At 68.1% G+C, this 22,721-nt stretch carries 22 protein-coding genes; 8 read left to right on the top strand and 14 right to left on the bottom strand.

What is annotated here, in order from left to right; all coding sequences use genetic code 11:
- Positions 1–81: 81 nt before the first annotated feature.
- From AB0E63_RS32120 to AB0E63_RS32110, 3 genes are read right to left on the bottom strand one after another with little or no spacing between them, the layout of a single operon-like run.
- Positions 82–999 carry a carbohydrate ABC transporter permease gene (locus tag AB0E63_RS32120; protein WP_360374574.1) on the bottom strand — a complete coding sequence of 306 codons (918 nt, stop codon included), beginning with the start codon at positions 997–999 and terminating at the stop codon, positions 82–84.
- Positions 996–1,940, bottom strand: a complete 945-nt coding sequence (locus AB0E63_RS32115) for an ABC transporter permease subunit (RefSeq protein ID WP_360374572.1) — start codon at positions 1,938–1,940, stop codon at positions 996–998. The genes AB0E63_RS32120 and AB0E63_RS32115 overlap by 4 nt, the downstream gene beginning before the upstream one ends.
- Positions 1,941–3,563, bottom strand: a complete 1,623-nt coding sequence (locus AB0E63_RS32110) for an extracellular solute-binding protein (protein WP_360374570.1) — start codon at positions 3,561–3,563, stop codon at positions 1,941–1,943. It lies immediately after the preceding gene.
- Between the two features lie 47 nt (positions 3,564–3,610).
- On the opposite strand from AB0E63_RS32110, the gene AB0E63_RS32105 reads away from it, so the two are divergent.
- The 3 genes from AB0E63_RS32105 (at position 3,611) to AB0E63_RS32095 (ending at position 6,539) form a co-directional block, all read left to right on the top strand.
- Positions 3,611–4,684 (top strand): sialidase family protein, encoded by a 1,074-nt coding sequence (locus tag AB0E63_RS32105; RefSeq protein ID WP_360374568.1) that lies wholly within the window; start codon positions 3,611–3,613, stop codon positions 4,682–4,684.
- A gap of 14 nt (positions 4,685–4,698) precedes the next feature.
- Positions 4,699–5,634 (top strand): dihydrodipicolinate synthase family protein, encoded by a 936-nt coding sequence (locus tag AB0E63_RS32100; RefSeq protein WP_360374566.1) that lies wholly within the window; start codon positions 4,699–4,701, stop codon positions 5,632–5,634.
- A gap of 194 nt (positions 5,635–5,828) precedes the next feature.
- Positions 5,829–6,539, top strand: coding sequence for an FCD domain-containing protein (locus AB0E63_RS32095; protein WP_360374564.1), 711 nt, complete (start codon positions 5,829–5,831; stop codon positions 6,537–6,539).
- Here AB0E63_RS32095 and AB0E63_RS32090 read toward each other — a convergent pair.
- Genes AB0E63_RS32090 through AB0E63_RS32075 form a run of 4 tightly spaced genes read right to left on the bottom strand, consistent with a single transcriptional unit; the run spans position 6,528 to position 11,827 of the window.
- Positions 6,528–8,168, bottom strand: a complete 1,641-nt coding sequence (locus tag AB0E63_RS32090) for a DNA repair helicase XPB (protein ID WP_360374562.1) — start codon at positions 8,166–8,168, stop codon at positions 6,528–6,530. The genes AB0E63_RS32095 and AB0E63_RS32090 overlap by 12 nt on opposite strands.
- 46 nt (positions 8,169–8,214) lie before the next feature.
- Entirely contained in the window at positions 8,215–10,500 is a 2,286-nt protein-coding gene (locus tag AB0E63_RS32085; RefSeq protein ID WP_360374560.1) for a helicase-associated domain-containing protein, read from the bottom strand.
- A complete protein-coding gene (locus AB0E63_RS32080) occupies positions 10,497–11,048 on the bottom strand; it encodes a zeta toxin family protein (RefSeq protein ID WP_360374558.1) in 552 nt (183 codons plus the stop codon). Before AB0E63_RS32080 ends, AB0E63_RS32085 begins: the two co-directional genes overlap by 4 nt.
- Positions 11,045–11,827 carry a GNAT family N-acetyltransferase gene (locus AB0E63_RS32075; protein ID WP_360374556.1) on the bottom strand — a complete coding sequence of 261 codons (783 nt, stop codon included), beginning with the start codon at positions 11,825–11,827 and terminating at the stop codon, positions 11,045–11,047. The genes AB0E63_RS32080 and AB0E63_RS32075 overlap by 4 nt, the downstream gene beginning before the upstream one ends.
- Before the next feature lie 105 nt (positions 11,828–11,932).
- On the opposite strand from AB0E63_RS32075, the gene AB0E63_RS32070 reads away from it, so the two are divergent.
- On the top strand, positions 11,933–12,703 hold the full coding sequence (locus AB0E63_RS32070; protein ID WP_360374554.1) for an alpha/beta hydrolase: 771 nt from the start codon (positions 11,933–11,935) through the stop codon (positions 12,701–12,703).
- Here AB0E63_RS32070 and AB0E63_RS32065 read toward each other — a convergent pair.
- Entirely contained in the window at positions 12,693–13,103 is a 411-nt protein-coding gene (locus AB0E63_RS32065) for a DUF427 domain-containing protein (protein WP_360374552.1), read from the bottom strand. The two genes, AB0E63_RS32070 and AB0E63_RS32065, sit on opposite strands and share 11 nt — an antisense overlap.
- Positions 13,104–13,128: 25 nt before the next feature.
- Here AB0E63_RS32065 and AB0E63_RS32060 point away from each other — a divergent pair, with 25 nt between their 5' ends.
- The gene (locus tag AB0E63_RS32060; RefSeq protein WP_360374550.1) at positions 13,129–14,013 is read left to right on the top strand and encodes a LysR family transcriptional regulator; all 885 of its coding nucleotides are present in this window, start codon (positions 13,129–13,131) and stop codon (positions 14,011–14,013) included.
- Positions 14,014–14,099: 86 nt separating this feature from the next.
- The gene (gene dmpI, locus AB0E63_RS32055; protein WP_328526316.1) at positions 14,100–14,282 is read left to right on the top strand and encodes a 4-oxalocrotonate tautomerase DmpI; all 183 of its coding nucleotides are present in this window, start codon (positions 14,100–14,102) and stop codon (positions 14,280–14,282) included.
- Between the two features lie 22 nt (positions 14,283–14,304).
- Here dmpI and AB0E63_RS32050 read toward each other — a convergent pair whose 3' ends face one another.
- From AB0E63_RS32050 to AB0E63_RS32040, 3 genes are all read right to left on the bottom strand, one after another.
- Entirely contained in the window at positions 14,305–15,099 is a 795-nt protein-coding gene (locus AB0E63_RS32050; protein WP_360374548.1) for a metallophosphoesterase, read from the bottom strand.
- 1 nt (position 15,100) lies between these two features.
- Positions 15,101–16,336, bottom strand: a complete 1,236-nt coding sequence (locus AB0E63_RS32045; protein WP_360374546.1) for an Nramp family divalent metal transporter — start codon at positions 16,334–16,336, stop codon at positions 15,101–15,103.
- A 67-nt stretch (positions 16,337–16,403) separates the two neighbouring features.
- Entirely contained in the window at positions 16,404–17,015 is a 612-nt protein-coding gene (locus AB0E63_RS32040) for an SIMPL domain-containing protein (RefSeq protein ID WP_360374544.1), read from the bottom strand.
- Between the two features lie 90 nt (positions 17,016–17,105).
- On the opposite strand from AB0E63_RS32040, the gene AB0E63_RS32035 reads away from it, so the two are divergent.
- Positions 17,106–18,041 carry a DUF6454 family protein gene (locus AB0E63_RS32035; protein ID WP_360374542.1) on the top strand — a complete coding sequence of 312 codons (936 nt, stop codon included), beginning with the start codon at positions 17,106–17,108 and terminating at the stop codon, positions 18,039–18,041.
- Here AB0E63_RS32035 and AB0E63_RS32030 read toward each other — a convergent pair.
- Positions 18,034–19,497, bottom strand: a complete 1,464-nt coding sequence (locus AB0E63_RS32030; RefSeq protein WP_360374540.1) for a restriction endonuclease — start codon at positions 19,495–19,497, stop codon at positions 18,034–18,036. The genes AB0E63_RS32035 and AB0E63_RS32030 overlap by 8 nt on opposite strands.
- Positions 19,498–19,641: 144 nt before the next feature.
- On the opposite strand from AB0E63_RS32030, the gene AB0E63_RS32025 reads away from it, so the two are divergent.
- Positions 19,642–21,273, top strand: coding sequence for an AMP-binding protein (locus tag AB0E63_RS32025; RefSeq protein WP_360374661.1), 1,632 nt, complete (start codon positions 19,642–19,644; stop codon positions 21,271–21,273).
- On the opposite strand, the gene AB0E63_RS32020 is transcribed toward AB0E63_RS32025, so the two are convergent.
- Together AB0E63_RS32020 and AB0E63_RS32015 are read right to left on the bottom strand one after the other, a co-directional pair.
- Positions 21,266–21,418, bottom strand: a complete 153-nt coding sequence (locus AB0E63_RS32020; protein ID WP_360374538.1) for a hypothetical protein — start codon at positions 21,416–21,418, stop codon at positions 21,266–21,268. The genes AB0E63_RS32025 and AB0E63_RS32020 overlap by 8 nt on opposite strands.
- A 282-nt stretch (positions 21,419–21,700) precedes the next feature.
- The gene (locus AB0E63_RS32015) at positions 21,701–22,657 is read right to left on the bottom strand and encodes a R2-like ligand-binding oxidase (RefSeq protein WP_360374536.1); all 957 of its coding nucleotides are present in this window, start codon (positions 22,655–22,657) and stop codon (positions 21,701–21,703) included.
- Positions 22,658–22,721: the final 64 nt, after the last annotated feature.

Below are 22,721 nucleotides of genomic sequence, written 5' to 3'. Positions count from 1 at the left end.
GCGCAACCCTGGCGTTGCCCTGGGCAACCCTGGTCACGCTCGGGGACCACGGGTCGTGACGCGACCGTCACACCCCCGCGATCAACCCTTGACGGCCCCTGTCAGCACGCCCTTGGCGAAGTGGCGCTGGAGGAACGGGTACACCAGCAGGATCGGCACGATCGAGACGACCAGGATGGCCATCTGGATCGACGCCTGGGGTGGCAGCAGCTCGGTGCCGAGCTCAGCGCTGCCGAGCTGGGTGTCGTTGATGACGTACGTGCGCAGCACCAGTTGCAACGGCCACAGCTTGGAGTCGTTGAGATACAGCAGCGCGGAGAAGAACGCGTTCCAGTACGCGACCGCGTAGAACAGGCCGATGACCGAGAGCACCGCCTTGGACAGCGGCAGCACGATGTAGCAGAACGTCTTCAGCTCACCCGCGCCGTCGATCCGGGCGCTCTCGGAGATCTCGTTCGGCAGGTTCATGAAGAACGCCCGCAGCACCACCACGTTGAACGCGCTCACCATCGTCGGCACGATCAGGGCCCAGATGCTGTCCAGCAGCCCGACGCCCTTGACCGTCAGGTACGTCGGGATGATGCCGGGGGAGAACAGCATGCTGAACAGGATCACCAGCAGGATCGGCCGCCCGGCCGCGAACCCCGGCCGGGACAACGCGTTTGCGAGCAGGCACGACACGGTCAGGCTCAGCAGCGTGCCGATGACCGTGACGAAGATGCTGACGAAGAGCGCCTGCGTCACCACTCCGCCGGCGAACAGCGACTCGTAGGCGGCGAAGTTGACCGACTTCGGGAACAGCACCAGCCCGCCGGACTCGTTGATCTGCTTGTTCGGCGCGACGCTGGTCGAGATCACGCCGACGAACGGAATGATCACCACCGCGCAGAACACCAGCAGGATCAGTCCCTTGAAGATCCGCATCGGCCAGGACGGCATCGGCACGCCCTGCACGATCCGGCGGGGCGCGACCCGCCGGGACACGACTGCCTGTGTCATCGGTTGTACACCCCTTGCTCCCCGAAGATGTGGGCGACCTTGTTCGCGGTGAGGACGAGGATGACGCCGACGATGCCCTTCACCAGCCCGACCGCGGCCGCCACGCCCCAGGCGCCGCCGAGTACGCCGTTGTTGTAGACGTAGGTGTCCAGCACTTCACTGACGTCCCGGCCGACGGCTTGCTGCTGCAGGATGATCTGCTCGAAGCCGACGGTCAGCGAGTCGCCGAGCCGCAGGATGAACAGCAGGATGATGATCCCGCGCAGCCCCGGCAGCGTGACGTGCCAGAGCTGCTTCATCCGGCTCGCGCCGTCCACACTCGCCGCCTCGTACAACTGCGAGTCGATCTGGGACAGCGCGGCCAGGAACAGGATCGTCGCCCAGCCGGTGTCCTTCCAGATGATCTGCGAGGTCAGCAGGACGTGGAACAGCTCGGAGTTCCCGATGATGTTGATCGTGGCCAGGTCGTGCGACCGCAGGTAGTTGTTCAGCAACCCGCTGCCGCCGAGCATCTGCTGGAAGAGCGCGACCACGATCACCCAGGACATGAAGTGCGGCAGGTAGAGGATGCTCTGCGCGATCCGCTTGATCCGCTCGGAGAACAGTGAGTTCAGCAGCAGCGCGAGCAGGATCGGCGCCGGGAACACGAAGACCGACTGCAGGCTGGTCAGGATCAGCGTGTTCTTCAACGCCCGCAGGAACGTCGGGTCGCCGTTGAAGATCACGCTGAAGTTCGCCCAGCCGGACCAGTCGCTGCCGCCGATCCCGAGGAACGGCTGGTAGTCCTTGAACGCGATCACGTTGCCGAGCAACGGCACGTAGTGGAACGCGATGATCAGCGCGGTCCCGGGCAGCGCGAACAGCAGCAGCACCCGGTCCCGGAGCAGGCGCCGCCCCAGGCTCAGCTGCTGCTGCGGCCGCGTCTTGGAACGTTGCAGCATCTACTTCCCTGCCGTGTCCGCAAGGGCCTGCTCGAGCTCGGTGCGGATCTTGTCGCCGCCCGACGACTTCCAGGTCTGCACGCCCGCGGCCCAGTCCGAGACCGGCTTCTTGCCCTGCACGATCTGGCTCTCCAGGTCGTTCATCGTCTTGGTGAGCTGCGCCTGCTTCTTCGACAGGGTGTCGGAGTACAGGCCGTACGACGCGTCGTACACGAGCCGGTCGGCGACCTTCTGCTGGATCGCGTGCTGCTTCTGCGGTACGTCGGGCTTGCCGGCCCAGTACAGCGCCAGCGTGCTGTCGCTGATGTACTGCAGACCGATGCCGGTCTCCACCAGGCCGACCTTGGTCGGCACCGGATCCGTGCCCTGCATGGTGTAGTGCCGGCCGGCCACGCCGTACTTGCGGAACATGTACTCCTCGGTGCCGAACGGCGCGGCCATCCAGTTGGCGATCTTCAGCAGCGTCTCGGCCGAGTGCTTGCTGTCCTTGCTGAACGCGGTCACGTTGTTCAGAGCGGAGCCCATCCAGGGCTTGCCCTCGCCGCCGTCGAAGCCCGGTACGTCGAGCATGTTCACCGCGAACGCGTCACCGGCGGTGTTGTCGGAGTAGTACTGGTTCCAGGCGACGAAGCTGTCGTAGTCGAACGCCGCGATGCCGCCGTTGAACCACTGCTTGCGGGCGCTGGCCTTGTCGTTGAACGCGTCCGGGTTGATCACGCCGGCGGCGACCATCTTGCGGGCCGCCTCGAGCGCGTCGGCGTTCGCCTCGTGCTCGTAGACCGAGGAGAACTTGCCGCCCTCCTCCTTCCAGACGTTCGGCAGGCCGAGCATCTGCCGGATGGACGACGTCGGCACCCGGGTCCAGGCCCACTTGTTCTGCTTGGCCGCGGTCATTTCCTTGGCCAGGTCGAAGAACTCCTCGAAGTTCTTCGGTGCCGGGTTCTTGATCCCCTTGGCCGCCAGCAGGTCCTCGCGGTACAGCGCCAGCGAGGTCCGCGACATCCCGCGCGGCACCGGCACGCCGTAGATCGCGCCGTTGAAGACGCACCCCTTCCAGTACTCGGTCGGGATGTTGGCCAGGAACGGGTACTTGCTCACTGCGTCCCCGGACAGGTGTTCGCTCAGATCCATGCACTTGGCCTTCACCAGGCCCGGGATCTGCGCGGTGTCGGTCGGGATGTTCAGGATGTCCGGCAGGTCACCGCCCGCGATCCGGGTGGCGAACTTGTCCTTGTACTCGTCGTTGGACGCCATGCTGATCTGCAGCTCGGAGCCGAGCCGCTGGTTCAGCGCCTGCCAGAACTGGTTCTTGTCCACGGCCGGCGGGATCGCGCCGGGGATGTTGGTCAGGAACGTGATCGGCCGGCCGTCGCCGGGCACGTCGGTGATCGCCTTCACCGGGTTGGCCGGGTACTTGAGGAATCCGTCCAGCACCACGTCGGTGCCGGGCAGGTCCGGCTTGATCTGGCCGTACTTCGTGTACGTCGGCAGCTTCACGGCCGCGTTCGCCGCGGCCGCGGTCTTCTTGTCCGAAGCACACCCCGCCAGCAGCGGCGTACCCGTGACCGCGACAGCGGCGGCCGCCAGGCCGCCGCCGAGGAATGTTCTTCTGCTGACTGGCATGAGGCCTCACTTCCATCGGGGGGCCACACCATGACATAGTACGTCCTATGTCTTCAAGAGTCGGTGCCGTGGAAATCGCCGGACCGGTGTTCGATCCGGCCGGCAGCGGCTACCACACGTTCCGGATCCCGTCCGTGCTGGCGCGAGGCGAGTTGGTGCTCGCCTTCTGCGAGGGACGGCTGCACGGGTCCGGCGACGCCGGCGAGATCGAGGTCGTACTGCGGCGCTCGCTCGACGGTGGACGGACCTGGCTGCCGCTGCAGGTGGCGTCGGCCGAGCCGGGCAAGACGTGTGGCAACCCGGTGCCGGTGATCGACCCCGCGAGCGGCGACATCGTGCTGGTGACCGTGCAGAACGGCGCGCACGCGGTGGAGATGTCGCTTGCCCGCGGCACCGATCAGGAGTCCGGCCGGCGCGTGTTCGTGCAGCGGTCCGCCGACGACGGTGCGACCTGGAGCCCGGCGGTGGAGATCACCGCGCAGGTCAAGCCGTCCGACTGGGGTTGGTATGCGACCGGGCCGTGTCACGGGATCGCGTTGGCCAGTGGGCGAATCGTCCTACCGGCGAACCACTCGTTCGTGCCGTCGGAACCTGTGGATGACCTGATCCGGCTGAACGGCGGGCACTGCATCGTCAGCGACGACGGTGGTGTCACGTGGTCGGTCGGCTTCGTCGATCGCAACGACGGCGCCGAGATCAACGCGAACGAGACGGCTGTGGCCGAGTTGCCTGATGGGCGGGTGTACTTCAACGCCCGCAACCACCAGGGCACCGGCCCGGCGCGGGTGCACGCGTGGTCGTCCGATGGCGGTCTGACGCTCGATGCGCCGTACGTCGGGGTTCCCGAGATCACCGCGCCGGGGATCCAGGGGAGTGTGCTCACCCTGCCCGACGGCCGGCTGCTGCTGTCGACTCCGGTGAATCCGACGAGCCGCCGGGAGCTGACCGTCTTCGTCAGCTCGGATGCCGGTGTCTCGTGGCAGCCGGCCCTGGTCGTGCACCCGGGAATGGCCGGGTACTCCGATCTGGTGCTGCTGCCTGACGGCTCGGTCGGCATCTTCTACGAGGCCGGTGAGACGTCCTCGTTCGCGACCTTGCGCTTCGCCACATTCGCCCTTTGACGTTGGGAGACCCCTTGACCGACCCCGCCCAGTTGACCGGCGTCGTACCGCCGCTGGTCACCCCGCTCACCCCCGAGTACGACATCGACACCGCCTCGCTGGCGCGGTTGATCCAGTACCAGTTGACCGGGGGTGTGGACGGTGTGTTCGTGCTCGGCACCTCCGGCGAAGGCACGTTCCTGACCGACGAACAGCGGCAGGTCGTGCTGGAGACGACCGTGGCGGAGGTGTCGGGGAAGGTGCCTGTGCTGGCCGGTGTCATCGACACGTCGACCTCCCGCGTCAGCGCGCATATGTCGGCCGCACTGAAGGCTGGTGTCGACGGTCTGGTCGCGACGGCGCCGTTCTATGCCGCTACGCATCCGGCGGAGATCGAGCGGCACTTCACCCGGCTGGCTTCACTGGCCGGGGATACGCCGCTCTATGCCTATGACATTCCGTCGCGGGCGGGGACCAAGCTGCCGGCATCGCTGATGATCTCGCTCGGGCAACAGGGCGTGATCGCCGGCGTGAAGGACTCCAGCGGTCAGGAGACATCGCTGCGTCAGTTGGTCCTCTCGCGCCGGGATGCGGGATTGGACGCGTTCGCGATCATGACCGGATCCGAGGTGACCGTCGATTCCGCGCTGGCTTTTGGTGTGGATGGCGTCGTACCGGGGTTGGGGAATGTGGATCCGGCCGGGTACGTGCGGTTGTTCGACGCGGCCTCGGCGGGTGACGCGGCAGCGGCGCGGGCGGAGCAGGATCGGCTGTTCCGGTTGTTCGAGATCATCAACGTGGCGGACCGTTCGCGGATGGGCGCTTCGTCGGCGGCCTTGGGTGCGTTCAAGGCGGGGCTGTACCTGCTCGGCGTGATCGACTGCCCGGTCACGGCGTACCCGTGTATTCCCTTGAACGACACGGAGATCGCCGCGATCCGCCCACTGCTGGACCGGGCCGGATTACACTGAGCGGTCCTAAGGTCGTGTCTGGTGGTCCCCAGCCTAGTGCGCGGCACTCGGCACGGCACCTCGCCGCACTGGCGCAAAGGCCACGATGCTCCGCATCGAGACCTTCGCTCCAGCACGCCGATGCACCGCACCGAGCACCTGCTCGCTACGGCGGGGGACCACCAGACACGACCTATTCCAAAGGAGGGACCGGCGTGACAACGGGTGGGCTCGGCCGGGCACGTGGTGCGGCGGGGAATCAGTCCTTCATCCGCGACCAGATGAAGTCGTACATCCTGGAGCGTGGGCTGAAGGCGGGTGATCCGCTGCCCAACGAGCAGGAGCTGATGGCTCAGCTCGGGGTCGGGCGGCACCCGCTGCGGGAGGCGATGAAGGCGCTGCAGGCGGTCGGCATCATCGAGATCCGGCACGGGTACGGGACGTACGTCGGCGAGGTCTCCCTGCAGTCACTGGAAGACGGCCTCGCCTTCCGGATGTCGCAATCGATGGCCGGCGATCTCCGCGACGTACAGAACGTCCTGGAGGTCCGCCAGGCCATCGAGGTCGGCCTGGCGGACGACGTCGTCGCGTATTTCACGTCCCACGGGAATGCCGACCTCGAGCCGATCGTCGAACGGATGGAAGCCAAGGCGGCCGCCGGCGAGTACTTCCCCGACGAGGACTGGGCCTTCCACCAGGCGCTCTACGAGCCGCTAGGCAACGCGCTGGTGATCGACCTGCTGTCAGTCTTCTGGCGCACGTTCTCCCAGGTAGACGCCCGCCTCCCCGGCGCCCGCTACTCACCCGCCGACGCCGCCGCCTGGCACCGCGACCTCCTGGTAGCCCTGGGATCCGGCGACCCCGACTCCTTCGCCCGTTCGATGAAGAAGCACTTCAACGGGATTCACACCCGGCTAGGCGAATAGGTTTTCGGCGTCGACGATGGTGTAGGCGTAGCCCTGTTCGGCCAGGAAGCGTTGGCGGTGGGCGGCGAACTCGGCGTCGATGGTGTCTCGGGCGACGATGGAGTAGAACCTCGCGGTTCGGCCGTCGCCCTTGGGGCGGAGGACGCGGCCGAGGCGCTGGGCTTCCTCCTGCCGGGAGCCGAAGGTGCCGGAGACCTGGATGGCCACGGACGCCTCGGGCAGGTCGATGGAGAAGTTGGCGACCTTGCTGACCACCAGCCGCTTGACCTCGCCCTTGCGGAACGCGTCGAACAGGCGCTGCCGTTCCTTCACCGTGGTCTCGCCCTTGATCACCGGGCACTCCAGCCGCTCACCGAGCTCGTCCAGCTGGTCGATGTACTGACCGATCACGAGCAGCGGCTCGTCCGCGTGATGCTCGGCGATCTGTCGTACCAGCCTGGACTTCGCCGGGGTCGACGCGGCCAGCCGGTAGCGGTCCTCGGGCTCGGCGGTCGCGTACACGAACCGCTCGCTCTGCTCCAGGTCCACCCGCACCTCGATGCAGTCGGCCGGCGCGATCCAGCCCTGCGCCTCGATGTCCTTCCAGGGCGCGTCGTACCGCTTCGGGCCGATCAGCGAGAACACGTCGCCCTCGCGGCCGTCCTCCCGGACAAGCGTTGCGGTCAGGCCGATCCGCCGCCGGGTCTGCAGGTCCGCGGTCATCCGGAAGATCGGCGCTGGCAGCAGGTGGACCTCGTCGTACACGATCAGGCCCCAGTCGCGGGCGTCGAACAGCTCCAGGTGCGAGTAGACGCCCTTCCGGCGCGTGGTCATCACCTGGTACGTCGCGATCGTGACGGGCCGGATCTCCTTGCGGGCACCGGAGTACTCGCCGATCTCGTCCTCGGTCAGGCTGGTGCGCTTCAGCAACTCGTCCTTCCACTGCCGCGCGGACACCGTGTTCGTGACCAGGATCAGCGTGGTTGCGGACGCCTGCGCCATCGCGGCCGCACCGACGATCGTCTTGCCGGCGCCACAGGGCAGCACGACGACACCCGAGCCGCCGTGCCAGAACGAGTCCACGGCCTGCTGCTGGTACGGGCGCATGTCCCAGCCGTCCCGGACTAGTTCGATCTTGTGCGTCTCGCCGTCGACGTACCCGGCCAGGTCCTCCGCGGGCCAGCCGATCTTCAGCAGCGTCTGCTTGAGGTGACCGCGCTCCGACGGGTGCACCACGACGGTGTCGTCGTCGATGCGTTCGCCCAGCATCGGCTTCACCTTGGCGCTGCGCAGCACCTCTTCCAGCACCGGCCGGTCCGTCGTCACCAGGACCAGGCCGTGCTGAGGGTGCTTCTCCAGCCGCAAGCGCCCGTACCGGTCGAGGGTCTCGGCGATGTCGACGAGCAGCGAGTGCGGCACCGGGTAGCGGCTGTACCGCAGCAGGACGTCGATCACCTGCTCGGCGTCATGCCCGGCCGCCCGTGCGTTCCACAACCCCAGCGGCGTCAGCCGGTAGGTGTGCACGTGCTCCGGCGCCCGTTCCAGCTCAGCGAACGGCGCAATCGCCTTCCGGCAGTCGTTCGCGTCCGGATGTGCGGTCTCGAGCAAGAGTGTCTTGTCCGACTGCACGATCAAAGGCCCGTCCGTCACCAACAGCTCCCATCGTCGCCCCGACCCTCCATTGTGCCTGAGGGGGTCAAAGGACAGGTCGTGCGGCGGAGATGCGGTGGAGGGCGTAGGTGCGGGGCTGGTCGGTGGCGTCCTCGTAGGCGGTGAGCCAGCCATCGGCGACCCGGACCGGTTCGACGACGCGTTCGGAGGCGTTGCCGTTGTGGTCGACGTACGAGATCCAGGTCCGGGTGTGGGCCTCGGCGGCGTTGGTCAGGACCGCGATGGTCTCGGCGGGGGCGGTGGGCTCGATCAGGCCGTCGTCGGTTGGCCGGTCGGCGGCGATGCGGTCGCCGGCCCGGACCTTCTCGATCACGGCCTTCACCTGGTCGTCGCTGAGGTCGACCGGGTTGTCCACGAAGTCCCGGCTGGTACGACGCCGTGGCGCCTCACCACGGCGCGTCGCCGGACCGGTGACATGGACCACGCCGTCGAACGTCTCCGCCAGCGGCGCGAGACCCGCCTCCCGCAGCCGGCTCAGCACCATGTCCGGCGGTGACGGAGACACGACCACGGTCGGCGCCAACCGGCGGAACCGAACACCGGGCAGGTTCGAGCTCAGCAGCTGCGTGAGCACGTCCTCGTCATCACAACGCAGGTACGTCGACGCCGTACCCATCCGGAGTACGCCGTGCCGCCGCGCAACGTCATCGATCAGGTAAGTGAGCGGCTGTGGGACCGGAGTCCGCGAGTGCTCGGCCAGCCACGTGTGCAACTGATCAGCGGTCCGTCCAAGGTCGAAAGCACGCCGTACCGAGCCTTCACTGAAGCGATAGACCGCCGCGCCGCCGTGCGACTCGACATCGGCCATAGCGGACAGCTCGTCCTGCACAACACGCACCAGCGGACCAGGAGCCACTGCGGTCAGGTCAGCCTGCAGCAGCACCTCGGACACGGGCTCCGGCACCAGTGGGCTGATCGCCTCGGCCAAATCGTCGGCCGTCGGCTCCGGCTTGAGCAAAGGCCGTGCGTGCGCCGCGAACGCGCCGAGTCCGGTCAGACCGAGCAGTGCGGCCTCCGTGATGCTCCACTCGACCAGATCGTCTCGGAACTGCCCACCACGCCGCGGGCGATGCCACGCCACCCACGTGACGACCGACTCCGTGGCCGGCGCCGTACCCGCACCGGCCTCGGCGAGCGCCTGCAACGTCAGCATCCGGACCTCTGGCGCCAGCAACCGCTCCAGATCCGGGGCGAGCGCGTTGATCAGCCGCTCGCGTGCAGCGGCAGTAGCACCACCACTGTCGCGTCTGCCGATCAGTCCGATCGCCCTGAGCCCACCGAACCAGGCCATGACCAGCTGGGCCCACCGATGTGCGAGGTCGAGCTCCAACCAGTCGTCATAGGCGCTGGTGGGCAGCCATAGCTCGCTGGTCCCGACTTCCACCGCCGCAACGAGCCCAGCGGAGTACGCGATCTCCAGGACCGCGGCGGCCGTATGCTCCTCCGCGCCGACCTTGCCGGCCAGACTGCGCAGCTCACGCACACCGATGCCACCCGTGCGCAGCACTGGCGGCGGCTCGGTACCGAGCTGCTCCATCGCACGATCGACGAGCCGCACCAGGTCCAGCGCTGCCCCGGCCGCGGCCCGGTCGGAGATCGCGGCCGACACCTGCTTCCCGTCCAACGGTGGTGGCACCGGCCGGGTTGAGGCCAGCACTCGCCCACCGCGCAGATGCAGCCCGATCTGCCGCGGCAGGACGACCGTGTTCGCATCCTTGGGTACGACGAGACCGCGCGCGAGCAACCGCTCCACCGGTGTGCGGGCGGAGGCGATCGTCACCGGCCGCTCGGCCTTCTCGACCGAACCGGTCGGCGGACCCCACGTCAGCTTGTCGAGCACCTGTCGCGCATCGGTGCCGGCCTCCTCGATCAGCTTGTCCAGATCACCGAAGTGTCTGGTCGTGACCGGCCCGAGCCCGGCCGGCGTCGGCCCGAGCAGCTCGTGGACCGCACGGATCGGTCGCAGATCGTCCTCGGAACCCCAGACGAGTGCCAGCTCCAGCAACGCCGTCACCCGAGGCCGGACCACGTCGACCGGTTGATCGACACCGGCGGCCAAAACGGCCAGGTCCACCGGCTCGGGCAGTGCGGACAGCGACTCGAGCAGGTCCACGCCGAACTCGTCCAGCCGGTTGATCGCGCGCGCCGCCGACGCGTTGGTCGTCGCCCGCGCCGCCAGTTGGCCGGTGTCCGCGGGGATCGGCATCGCCAGGTCGGGGCGGCGCTGGAGCAGGCGACCGAGTGCGGCGTCGTCCCAGGTACGCAACGCCTCCGCGAGGGTACGTGGGCGGTTCCGCTCGGTTGTGCTCATCCCTCCAACGGTACGGCCCGATCCCCAATGACCACCAACCGTTCCCCCAGATCGTCCAGGATCCGCGCGAGAGTCTCCTCCTGAGCGCTCTCCGGCCCGATCACCACCTGGTCGACCCCGTCGAGGACGTCGTGCTCGCGGTACCAGTCCCGCATCATCTCGGCGGTCACGTTGTGCGCCCAGTCCCGATTGCCATGCCGGACGACGGTCTCCTCGAACGGAATGTCGAAGTAGTAGTGCAGCGTCACGCCCCGGTGATCCGCGGTCAGCTTGCGCAACATGTCGCCGTACCGGCCGGCGTCCATGATGCCCTCGACGATCACGTCGTACCCGTGGTCGAGCGCGTACCGGACGTTCGCGTCGATCAGGCCGATGTTCACCGCGCCCGGATGGTCCTTCTCCCACAGCAGGATCCGGCGGATCTGGTCCTGCTCGACCCACGCCGTACCGCGGCCGAGCCGCTCCCGCAGCAGACGGGCGGTCGTGGACTTGCCGGAGCCGGAGTTGCCACGCAGTACGACGAGACGCGAGGTCAGACTGCCCGTCACTCCGCTGCCCCGGCGCTCCCGATCCGGCGGAAGCCGACCCGCTCGTAAACGGCCGCTACCGCTGCGGACTCGGCCGAGAGCAGGACGAGGTCGACCCCATGCGCGAACGCATGCTCGACCAGGGTGGACGTGACAGCGGCGGCCAGGCCTTTGCGTCGCATGGACGGCAGCGTACCGACGCCGACGATCTCGGTCGTGGACCCGACGGGCTGGTGCTGCCCGCTGGCGACCATGCCTTCGTCGGTGAACGCACCCGCACCCACGGTCACGCCGCTGAGGACACGGTCCAGCACTGCGGCAATCATGTCGTCCGCCACCGCGTCGGCCTTGGCATCACGGTCGGCTGGTCCGGCCACGCCCACCGCAGTCCCGGGGTCGCCGAACGCGAGTCCCGCGACCGCCCGGGCCTGCCGGAGTACGCCCTCGTCGGCGGGCAGGATCTCGCAACGCGCCTCCGCCTTCGCCGGGCGGAAATCCTTCCGCTCGAGCACGAGCAGCGGATGCTCGACCACGGACAGTCCGGCCGCGGCCGCCGCCGGTCCCAGCGACGGGCAGGTCTGGACGACCCACTCGAAACTCACCGGGATCCCGAGCTCGGCGCAGCGGGCACGCAATCCGTCGATATCGGCCGGCTCGATGGTCGTCCCCGAGCCCGGCACCGGACGGGCGTAGTACGGCCAGACCGTCGTACTGCGGAAGAGTGTGAACGGCCCGACCTGCTCGGCGAACGAGCCGGACAGCGGGACCGCGTGGAGGTAATCGTCGACTCTGCTGATCATCGCGAGGCATGTAACCACCGCTGCGGGGTCCGCGCCAGGGATTATGTCGAAGTCCACGCGCCGGCTCCGACGTCTCGTTCGTCAACGACGATGTGGAGGACGGACATGGAGAAGGTCAGCTCGGCCGACGGTACGACGATCGCGTACGAGCGACTGGGGAGCGGGCCGAAGGTCATTCTGGTCGGTGGCGCGCTCTGCGACCGACATGCGCTACGACCACTGGCAGATGCTTTGGCCGGCGACTTCGACGTCGTGACGTACGACCGGCGCGGCCGCGGTGACTCCGGGGACAGTACGTCGTACGCCGTGGAGCGCGAGGTGGACGACATCGCGGCGCTGCTCACCGAGGTCGGCGGTACGGCGGCCATCTACGGACACTCGTCCGGCGCCGGGCTGGCGGCGATCGCGGCGAGCTCGGGGCTGCCGTTCACCAGGGTCGTGCTGCACGAGCCGCCGTACGGGCCGGATGACGTCGACTCGGACGAGGACGGCGGTCAAGTGCTCGAATTGCTGCGCGAGGACCGCCGGCAGGAGGCGGTCGAGCTGTTCCTGATGATGGCGGGCATGCCGCAGGCCGTGGCGGTCGAGACCGCGGCCGTTCCAGGCGTGGAGGACCTCGCGCCGACACTCGCCTACGACTTCGCCGTGATGGGTCACGGCGCCCCCGGCGGACGGACTCCCGTCGACCTGCTCCGCGCGATCACGCCGGAGACCCTGGTCGTCGCCGGGACCGCGTCACCACCGTTCATGGTCGACGCGGCGCACCGGATCGTGACCATCCTGCCCACGGCCCGGCACGCCGAGCTCGTGGACCAGGATCACGTCGTACCGCCGGAGATGCTCGCGCCGGTGCTGACTGAGTTCCTCAGTCGGTGATGATCTCGATCGAGACCTTGTTCGGGTAGAACGCCACGTGCTCGCGGATGTCCGCGACCGCGTCGTACGGCTGCTCGTAGGTCCACACCGCGTTCACCCCGTCCGCCCCGGCGGGGAGGACGCTGTAGTACGACGCGTCGCCCTTGTACGGGCAGTAGGTCTCGTGGTCGGTGCGCTCGAGCAGCGTGAGGTCGACGTCCTTGCGCGGGATGTACTGCACCGCGGGGTAGCTCGCCTCCTGCAGCGACAGCGCCTCGCGGGTGTCCGCGATCACCTGGTCGCCGATCTTCACCACCACCCGGTCCGGATTCTTCCCGACGGTGATCGGGTGGTCCGGGCCAGGAATCTTCACAGTCTTGTCCGCCATACCTTGCGACAACCGGGCCTGCTCTGACGGCATTCCCTGAATCCGTCATCATCGTGGGATGGAGCTGCGGCAGATCCAGTACTTCGTGACGGTCGCGGAGGTGCTCAACTTCGGGCAGGCCGCGGAGCAGCTCGGAATGGGCCAGCCGGGGGTGAGTCAGCAGATCGCGCGGCTCGAGCGTGAACTCGGTGTCCTGCTGTTCGACCGCTCGGCCCGGGCGATCCGGCTGACCGAGGCCGGTCAGCGCTTTCTGCCGGCTGCTCGCGCGGTGCTCGTCTCGGTCGACCACGCCCGCGCGGCCGCGATCGGTCTGTCCGGTCGAGGGTTGCGCCTCGGTACCAGCACCGGACTCGGTGAACGGCTGGAGACGGTCGTCGCCGAGCTCGCCGCGAAGGGTGTGCAGGTCGAGTTGGTCAGTACGTCGACGCGCGCCCGGCTGGATCGGGTCCGGGGCGGCCAGCTCGATGCCGCGTTCGTGCGCGGACCGGAGGAGTCGGCAGGTCTGGAGTTCATCCCGGTCTGGCAGGACGCGCTACTGATCGCACTGCCGGCCGCCTGGCCGCCTGTGCCCGATCCGGCGGATGCGGTCACCCTCTCGGTATTGCGGGACCTGCCGCTGCGGATCACCTCGCGCCGCAACAACCCTCCACTCGTGGACCTGGTGATGTCTGCCTGCGCGGCGGAAGGCTTCGAACCCGTACTCGGGCCCCGCTCGGACAGTCTGCAGGACACCCATGCCGCGATCGGCGCCGGGACGCCGAGCTGGACCGTGATCTACGAGTCGCACGCACAGCTGCTCCGCGAGGGCCGGGTGGTCTTCCGCCGACCGCGTCCGCGGCTCGCCCTGACCACGAGCCTCGCCGTCCCCGCCGGGACCACGATCAGCGGCGAGCTCGCCGTACTGCTGGATGCTTGCCGGAAGGCGTCCGATCACTTCGAGTGATACCTGCGGATCGGATCTGCGTCTCGTTCGCGAGCGCTCCGACGACTGGAATGGGGACGACATCCCCACGGAGAAAGGAAGATCCGATGCCCGTCGTCACCGTTCTGCAAGGCCCGCGGACCCCGGAGCTCAAGCGTGAGCTGGTCCAGCGGATCACCGACGCGTTCGTCGACAGCCTCGGCGTACCGGCCCAGAGCGTGCAGGTCTGGATCCAGGAAACCCCGCCCGAAAGCTGGGCCGTCGGCGGCACCCTCACCGCCGACAAATAGCCGGCCGGCGGCCTGCCTGGTGTCAGTCCGCGGTGAGGTCTTCGAGCTCGACCACCAGGCAGGGGCCGCCGTCGAAGGCGCCGCCGTCGATGCCCAGGGCCAGGCCCTCGGCGTACAGGTGCGGGCCGGTGAGGAACTCCGGGTCGATGCCGAGCTGGTCGGCGACGATGCTGTGGCCGTGCACGATCCGGTGACCGCCGAGGTGGTGCAGGATGATGCGGGCCACCTCCGGTCCGTTCGCGCCGCGGAACGCGTACCGCGACGTCATCCGGCGCCAGATCTCCCACCACACCTCGATGTCGTCGGAGTGCAGCTCGGCCCGCGCCGTGGCGTTGATCTGGTCGATCGTGTCGCCCCACTCGAGGTACTCCGCGGTGTCGGAGTGCATCAGCAGGTGCCCGGCGTCGAGTCCGAGCATCGGCCGGTCGAGCAGCCAGGAGACGTCGTCGTCGGTGAGCAGCTCCTGGTCCCGGTCCTGACCGCCGTTCAGGGCCCAGGACCGCTCGAAGCTGCGGGAGGTGATGCCGTCGTGCGGGACGAACGTGTCGCCGAACTTCCGCATCCCGAGCGCGAGGATCTCGTGGTTGCCGAGCAGTACGGTGATGGCCCCGTCCGGTGCCTGCTCGATCAGCTGCCGGACGAACCGCAGCACGCCGATCCCGTCCGGACCGCGGTCGAAGAAGTCGCCGAGGATCCACAGCCGCGCGTCCTCGCCGGACCAGGTGCCCTCGGCATCGATCAGTCCGGCCTCCAGCAGCGAGGCCTTCAGCTTCTCCGGGTAGCCGTGGATGTCGCTCACGGCGAACACCCGGGTCATGTCATCCCCGCACGGTCAGCACAATCAGTACGACGTTGAGCGCCGTGACGGCGGTGGCAACCAGGCATGCGGTGAGAGTAGTCGCCCGGCGGTTGACAAGGTCGCCCATGACGCGCCGGGACGCGGTCAATCGGACCAACGGCCACAGGACGCACGGGATGCCGAAGCTCAGCACCACCTGGGAGACCACCAGCGCCCGGCTCGGGTCGATACCGATCGCCAGGATGACCAGCGCCGGCAGCAGCGTGATCAGCCGGCGGGTCGCCAGCGGGACGTGCCGGTGCCAGAACCCTTCCAGGATGACGGAACCGGCGTACGTACCGACCGAGGAGGAAGCGAACCCGCTGGCCAGCAGGGCGAGCGCGAACAGCAGCGCGGGGAGTTGGCCGAGCCGGTCACCGATCGCAGCGTGGGCGGCGTCCAGTGAATCTGCGCCAGTACCGTTCAGTGCGGCCGCGGCGAGCACGACCATGGCCAGGTTGACCGCGCCGGCCAGGGCCATCGCGACGGCCACATCCATCTTGGTGGCGCGCAGTACGCGCGACTTGCCCTTGGCGGAGCGGATCGTCTTCCAGTGCCGGTCGGTGACCAGGGCGCCGTGCAGCCAGATCGCGTGTGGCATCACGGTCGCGCCGAGCATGCCGGCCGCGAGCACGAGCGACTCGGTCCCGTCCAGCCGCGGCACCATACCGCCGATCACACCGGCCGCGGACGGCTCCGACTTCACCGTCGACACCACGAACCCGACCAGGACGACCGCGAGCAGACCGATGATCGCCGCCTCGAACGGCCGCTGCCCGCGCTTCGATTGATAGATCAGCAACCCGAACGACACCGCGCCGGTGATCACGCCACCGAGCAGCAGCGGGATCCCGAACAGCAGGTTCAGCGCGATCGCACCGCCGACCACCTCGGCCAGGTCGGTCGCGACCGCCACCAGCTCGGCCTGCGCCCACAACCCGGTCGATGTGGACCGGCGGAAGTGGTCACGGCACAGCTGCGGCAGCGTCCGCCCAGTCGCGATACTCGCCTTGGCGGCCAGATACTGCACCAGGACGGCCATCAGGTTCGCCCCGACGACCACCCAGCACAGCAGATACCCGTACGTCGCGCCCGCGGCGATGTTGGTCGCGAAGTTCCCCGGGTCCACATACGCGACGGCCGCGACGAACGCCGGTCCGAGCAGTAACAGCCCGGACCGATTCAGTTGCCGCCGCAAGGGCGCCGGTGCGTACATGGAAGCAGTCTCCACGACGGCACCGACAGCGCAACCCCAGTTCTGCTTTTGAGACAGGCGTTACAACTCACGCCCAGGAGAACTGGACCTCGAGGGACACCTCGACGGTGTGGTCGCCGGGCACGATGTTGATGGCTGAGTCGAACGACTTGGCGGACTGCAGGGTCTCCCGAAGAGGAGTGTGGCCATAGGTCTCGGAGATCGACGTGACCGAGCCGAGCGAGTAGCCGGCCAGCGCCGCGAGTTCCCCGGCCTTGGCGCGGGCCTGCCGGAAGGCCAGCTCGCGCGCCCGGACGAGCAGCGGTTCCTTGTCCTCCACGTCGAACTGGAGACCCTGCAGACCAAGGCTGTTGCCGACGGCATCCACCGCCGCGGCGAGCAGCCGGCCGAACCCGGTCAGGTCCTTCGTCGTCACCGTGATCGAGTGCGACGCGCGGTAGGCCGCGGCCGTCCCCGGCTCCCGATATTCCTGGTAGACGTTCACCGTGGTCGTCGCGAGCTCGGAGCTCCCGACTCCTTGCTCCCGGAGTGCCGCGATCGCCGCGTCCGACCGCTCACCGACCTGCGCCACCGCCGTGGCGACGTCTGCCGCGACATGCTCGACGCTCAGCGAGACTCGCAGTACATCAGGCGCCGTACTGACCTGTCCTGACCCGACAACTCTCACCCCTGTGTCCATGCCCGTCAGTTTGGCATCATCTGGTGTCGGTCTGGGTGTCATCCGGACATCGCACACTGCTTCATCGACTCACGCCCCAAGGAGACTTTGATGCGCAGCCGACTAATCGTCACCACAGCTCTCGCCGGTGTTCTGCTCACCGGGCTGACCACCGCCGACGCGACCGGGAAGGACTCCGGTGTCGCTCGTGCGTTCCAGGCAACGGACCGCAGTACGGCGTGGTCCCTGGTGGAGCGGATCCCGTTGCGGTTCCCGACGTACCACCCGCAGGGTTTCGCTCTGGTGGGAGACCTGATCTTCCTGTCCAGCGTGGAGGTGCTGGAGGCGCCGGTGAAGTACCCGGTGCCGGTGGACGGGTACGACCGCACTCCGGGCAAGGGGATCGGGCATCTGTTCGTGCTGGACCGGCAGGGGAATCTGAAGAAGGACATCCGGCTCGGCGAGGGTACGGCGTACCACCCGGGCGGGATCGACTTCGACGGGCAGAACGTGTGGGTCCCGGCCGCGGAGTACCGGCCGAACTCGCGGGCGATCGTGTATACCGTCGACCCGAAGACCTACCGCGTGACTGAGCGCTTCCGCGTGAAGGACCACGTCGGGGGAGTGGTCCGCGACCGCACCACCGGCCAGGTCCACGGAGTCAGCTGGGGCTCCCGCACCCTGTACGACTGGACACCCACAGGCCGCCAGCTCCAGTCCACCCCCAACGAGTCCCACATTCTCGACTATCAGGACTGCGACTACGTCTCCCGCGGCAAAGAACTCTGCGGCGGCGTCACCACCCTCCCCGGCCCCAACAACACGTCGTACGACCTGGGCGGCCTGGCCCTCCTGGACCTCAAGACCAACCGCATCCTCCACGAAATCCCCTTCCCTGCCTTTTCCCCCACCACCAACCACAACGCCACCCGAAACCCAGTAGCCCTGGAAACCACCGGCACCAAACTCCGCCTCCTCACCGCCCCCGACGACGGCGAAAACCCAGGCGGCACCGAGATCCAGATCTACGAGTCACCCCTCAGCTAGCGCGGGGGATGATGCGGGCGGGGATGTTGTGGGAGTGGCAGAGGGAGAGGAGGGCTGTGCCGTCTATGAGTTGGAGGGGTTTGCCGGTGGCGAACTGGTAGCTGGTGGGGCCGAAGCCGGAGGTCGTGATGAGGATGCCTTTGGTGGCGCCGGCGTCGACGACGGTGCCGAAGAGGTCGCGGACGGCGGACGGGGGGACGGTGCGGGTCCAGAGCTTGGCCTGGACGACGAACTTGCCGCCGGTGATCGGGCGGGGATCGTAGGCCACGCAGTCGATCCCGCCGTCGGTGCCGCGGCGGAACAGGCGGCTCTCCAGCCCCATCCTGGTGAGCAGGTTGTGGACCAGGTGCTCGAAGGACTCGGGGCTGAGCTCCAGCAGGTTCGGCCGGCTGTCGATCTCGCTGATCACGTCGACGGCCTCGATCGTCCGCGGATCCGCGAGGTCGAACTCCAGCACCGGCTCCACCGGCTGCAGTTCCTCCGGATGCCGCGACACCTCCGCCGCGAAGTAGTGCCGCACACACGCGACCGGGTCCAACTGATCCAGTACGAGCGCCTGGAACTGCTCTCGTGTCGCCCGCAGCGTGATCAGGCACGGCCGCACGGTCTGACCGGTGGTCAGGTCCACGGACTCGACCATCCCGTTGAACACCACCGTGTCGACCACGCCGTACCGATCATTGCCGAAGACCAGGTGCAATGCCCGCAACGCCAACTGGGCCACGAGTTGCTGATACAGCCGCCGTAGCTCCGCTGCCTCCCGCGGCACCGCCAGCACCGTGTCGGCAGAACGGTCGTAGCGGTACGACGCCTCCGCCGGTACGACGCTTACGTCCGGAAGATCCCACTCGAGCGCGAGCAACGTCGACTCGGGGACGTACCTGACCCGTCGGCGGCGCGGGAAGTCGAGCGGCTCCGCAACCCGGTCCAGCGCCTTCTGGAAGTACCGCATGACCGCCGCGCGATCGCGGTTCACCACCAAGCGTTCGTACGCGTCGATCCGGGCGTGCTGATCCGCGGTCGCCTCGTCGAGCCGGCGCTGTCGCTCGACCTGGTCCCGCAGCGCCTGGGTCACCCGCTCCCGGCGGTTCTCCTCGGCAGCCCGGTGCCGCTCGATCGCCTCCGCGAACCGGTCCTCCGCGCAGGCGAGACGCCGCGCGAACCGCCGTTCGGCTCCCCACCAGCGGAGCCGTCCAGGCGGGTGGGGCACGAACGCATCCCAGATCGGTCCGGGATGCGCTTCGAGATCGGTTGGCGACACCGTCGGCGGCGCCCGCCGGGGCGCCCGTTTGAGGGTCTGCAGATCGGTGCCGTGGACATCGATCGCCAGGGCGTCGGCCAGCACGTTGCCCAGGACCCGGACGCACTCCTGCACCGCAGCGGTTCGTTGTGCCGCCTCGGCGGTTCGCCCGGGCGGACGGTCGCTGCGGCCGTGACCTTCAAAGGATCGGCCCATCGCCTCACACCTCTCCACACCAATGTAATGGTACAACCACGCTGCGCGACCGTCATGACGGAGAGTTGGTAAGGACATTGCTTGCCGTCCACCACCTGTTTCCTGCCGCGCGTGCACTTGCAGGCGCATCTGCTCGAGGCGACGATGACAACCATGAGCCTGCCGTCGTACGCATCCGGGGTGTCCGAGGTTCCCTTGCTGGGCGAGACGATCGGCGCCAACCTGAGACGCACGATCCGCGAGTACGGCGATCGGGACGCACTGGTCGAGGTCCAGACCGGAAGGCGCTGGACGTACGACGAGTTCGGCGCCGAGGTGGACCTGGTCGCGCGCGGCCTGCTGGCGCGGGGGATCGCGAAGGGTGACCGGGTCGGCATCTGGGCCCCGAACCGCGCCGAGTGGACGATCACGCAGTACGCGACCGCGATGATCGGCGCGATCCTGGTGAACATCAACCCGGCGTACGGGACCCACGAACTGGCCTACGCACTGAACCAGTCCAGCGTCCGGCTGCTGATCTCGGCGACCGACTTCAAGACCAGTGACTACCGGGCGATGGTCGACGAGGTCCGGCCGGACTGCCCGGCGCTGGAGGAGACCGTCTACCTCGGCACGGGGGACTGGGACGAACTCCGGGACGCCGCCGGCCGCGTCGCCGAGGCCGAATTGCACGCCAGGGAAGGCGAGTTGGCCTTCGACGACCCGATCAACATCCAGTACACCAGCGGCACCACGGGCTTCCCGAAGGGCGCGACGCTCAGCCATCACAACATCCTCAACAACGGCTTCTTCGTCACCGAGACGATCGCGTTCACCGCCGAGGACCGGCTCTGCATACCAGTGCCCTTCTACCACTGCTTCGGCATGGTGATGGCGAACCTCGGCTGCACCACCCACGGCGCCTGCATGGTGATCCCCGGCCCGGCGTTCGATCCGGCCGCGACGTTGCGGGCCGTGCAGGACGAGCGGTGCACGGCTCTGTACGGCGTACCGACGATGTTCATCGCCGAGCTCGGGCTGCCGGACTTCGCGTCGTACGACCTGACCTCTCTGCGGACCGGGGTGATGGCGGGATCTCCGTGCCCGGTCGAGGTGATGAAGCGCTGCGTCGCCGACATGCACATGGCCGAGGTGGCGATCTGCTACGGCATGACCGAGACCTCGCCGGTGTCGACGCAGACCCGTCGCGACGACGATCTGGACCGGCGTACGTCGACCGTCGGCCGGGTGATGCCGCACGTCGAGGTGAAGCTCGTCGACCCCGCGACCGGGCTCGTGGTCGGCAGGGGCGAGCCGGGTGAGCTGTGCACCCGCGGGTACTCCGTGATGCTCGGCTACTGGGAGGAGCCGGAGAAGACCGCGGAGGCGATCGACCAGGCCCGCTGGATGCACACCGGCGATCTCGCCACCCTGCGCGACGACGGCTACGTGAACATCGTCGGCCGGATCAAGGACATGGTCATCCGCGGCGGCGAGAACGTGTACCCACGCGAGATCGAGGAGTTCCTCTACACCCACCCGTCGATCGCCGACGTCCAGGTGATCGGCGTCCCCGACGAGAAGTACGGCGAAGAACTCTGCGCCTGGATCAAACTCAAGCCCGGCGCCGACCCCGTCGACGCGGAAGCCGTCAAGGCCTTCGCCACCGGCAGACTCGCCCACTTCAAGATCCCGAAGTACGTCGTACTGGTGGACGACTTCCCGATGACGGTCACCGGCAAGATCCGCAAGATCGAAATGCGCGAGAAGTCCGTGGAGCTGCTCGGCCTCACCTGAGGTACTGGGCGAACGCGTTCAAGGCTGGGGTTTCCTCGCCGCGGCGCCAGACGAGGCCGAGGGCGGACTCGGGGACGCCGGTGATCGGGATGTTGACGATGTCGGTACGGCGGTTCTGGTCGGCGCCGGCGCGGCAGGGCAGCATGCCGCCGCGGTCGGCGGCGATCAGCGACAGCCTTCCTGCAGTGTGCTGCTGGGCAACTCGGCGGGATCGGAATCGCTTCTGTGCTTGGCATTCCGGCCGGTGCGTACATCGGCGAACTCGTCGGCCGGCGCTGGGCCTTCGCCGCCGTCGGCCTGCTCTCCGTCGCGTCGGCCGCCGCCCTCGCGCGCTACTTCCCGCCGCTGCCGGCCGGTATCGCGGTCGCTGGTACGACGACCGTCACCTGGCTACCGAGTCCTGGCAACCGCGGCTCTCGTGGTCCTCCTAGCGAACCGCGGCCAGCGCGGCTGAGTCCTCGTCGCCGAAGTCGTCCTCGAGTTTCTCCGGGGAGTAGTCGAGGTCGATACCGGCGACATCCGCGCCGACCGCGGACTCGATCGCGCCGAGGCGCCGGGTCGCGCGGTCACCGGCGTACGTCATCAGTGCGGTCGGGTTGATCTCTGGCGGAAGTTCCTGGGAGTTGTCGAGAGCCCACTGGATCTGGACGAGTGCGTGCGGGAGCAGCTCCTCCATGGTGTCGGTGACGACCTTCCAGTTGGTCTCGTCGGCGGCGACGTGCCGGCGGCAGGTGAACGTGCCCCACGCCATGTGCCGGCGTTCGTCGTCGCCGATCCGGCGGATCAGTTCCTGCATGCCCGGCAGGATGCCGCGCGCCGTACAGAGCAGGTTCCACGCGTGGTACCCGGTCAGGGCCAGCGTCCCTTCCACCACGTGGTTGTAGGTGACACTCGCGCGGACCTGGTTGGCCGGAGACGGGTCGTCGGCCAGCGACTTGAGTGCGACGGGCAGGGCCTCGTAGAAGATCGCGCGGTAGCCGGGGTTGTTCTCGACGTAGTGGTGCAGGTCCTCGGTCACGCCGACCGCGTCCAGCCAGAGCCGGAAGACCGCGGTGTGCTTGGCCTCCTCGAAACAGAACTGGGTCAGGTACATCTCGTCGCCGAACCGGCCCTCGGCCGCCATCGCCTGCAGGAACGGCTGCAGATCCTCGGTCACCGCCTCCTCCCCGGCGATGAACTGCGAGCACAGCATCAACGCGTTGTCCTTGTCGTTGTCACTGAGCTCCTGCCAGTCCTTGGCATCCTGGCTGAAGTCGATGTCGCGCGGATTCCAGAACTTCCGATTGCCCTTGTCGAACAACCGCAGCGGCAGCCCGTCCCAGTTGAAGCCTCCGGACCGGAGCGAGTTGAATCCGTGCCTGTGAAGGGGATTGGTCGTGGTCATGGGGCCTCCCGGCCTGGACTGAGGAGCGGAGGGAGCGAAGCGACTGGAGTGACGAGGGAAGGCC

This window comes from Kribbella sp. NPDC026596, from assembly GCF_040638415.1.
Classification (GTDB): domain Bacteria; phylum Actinomycetota; class Actinomycetes; order Propionibacteriales; family Kribbellaceae; genus Kribbella.
This window is presented reverse-complemented; position numbering and strand designations above follow the sequence as displayed.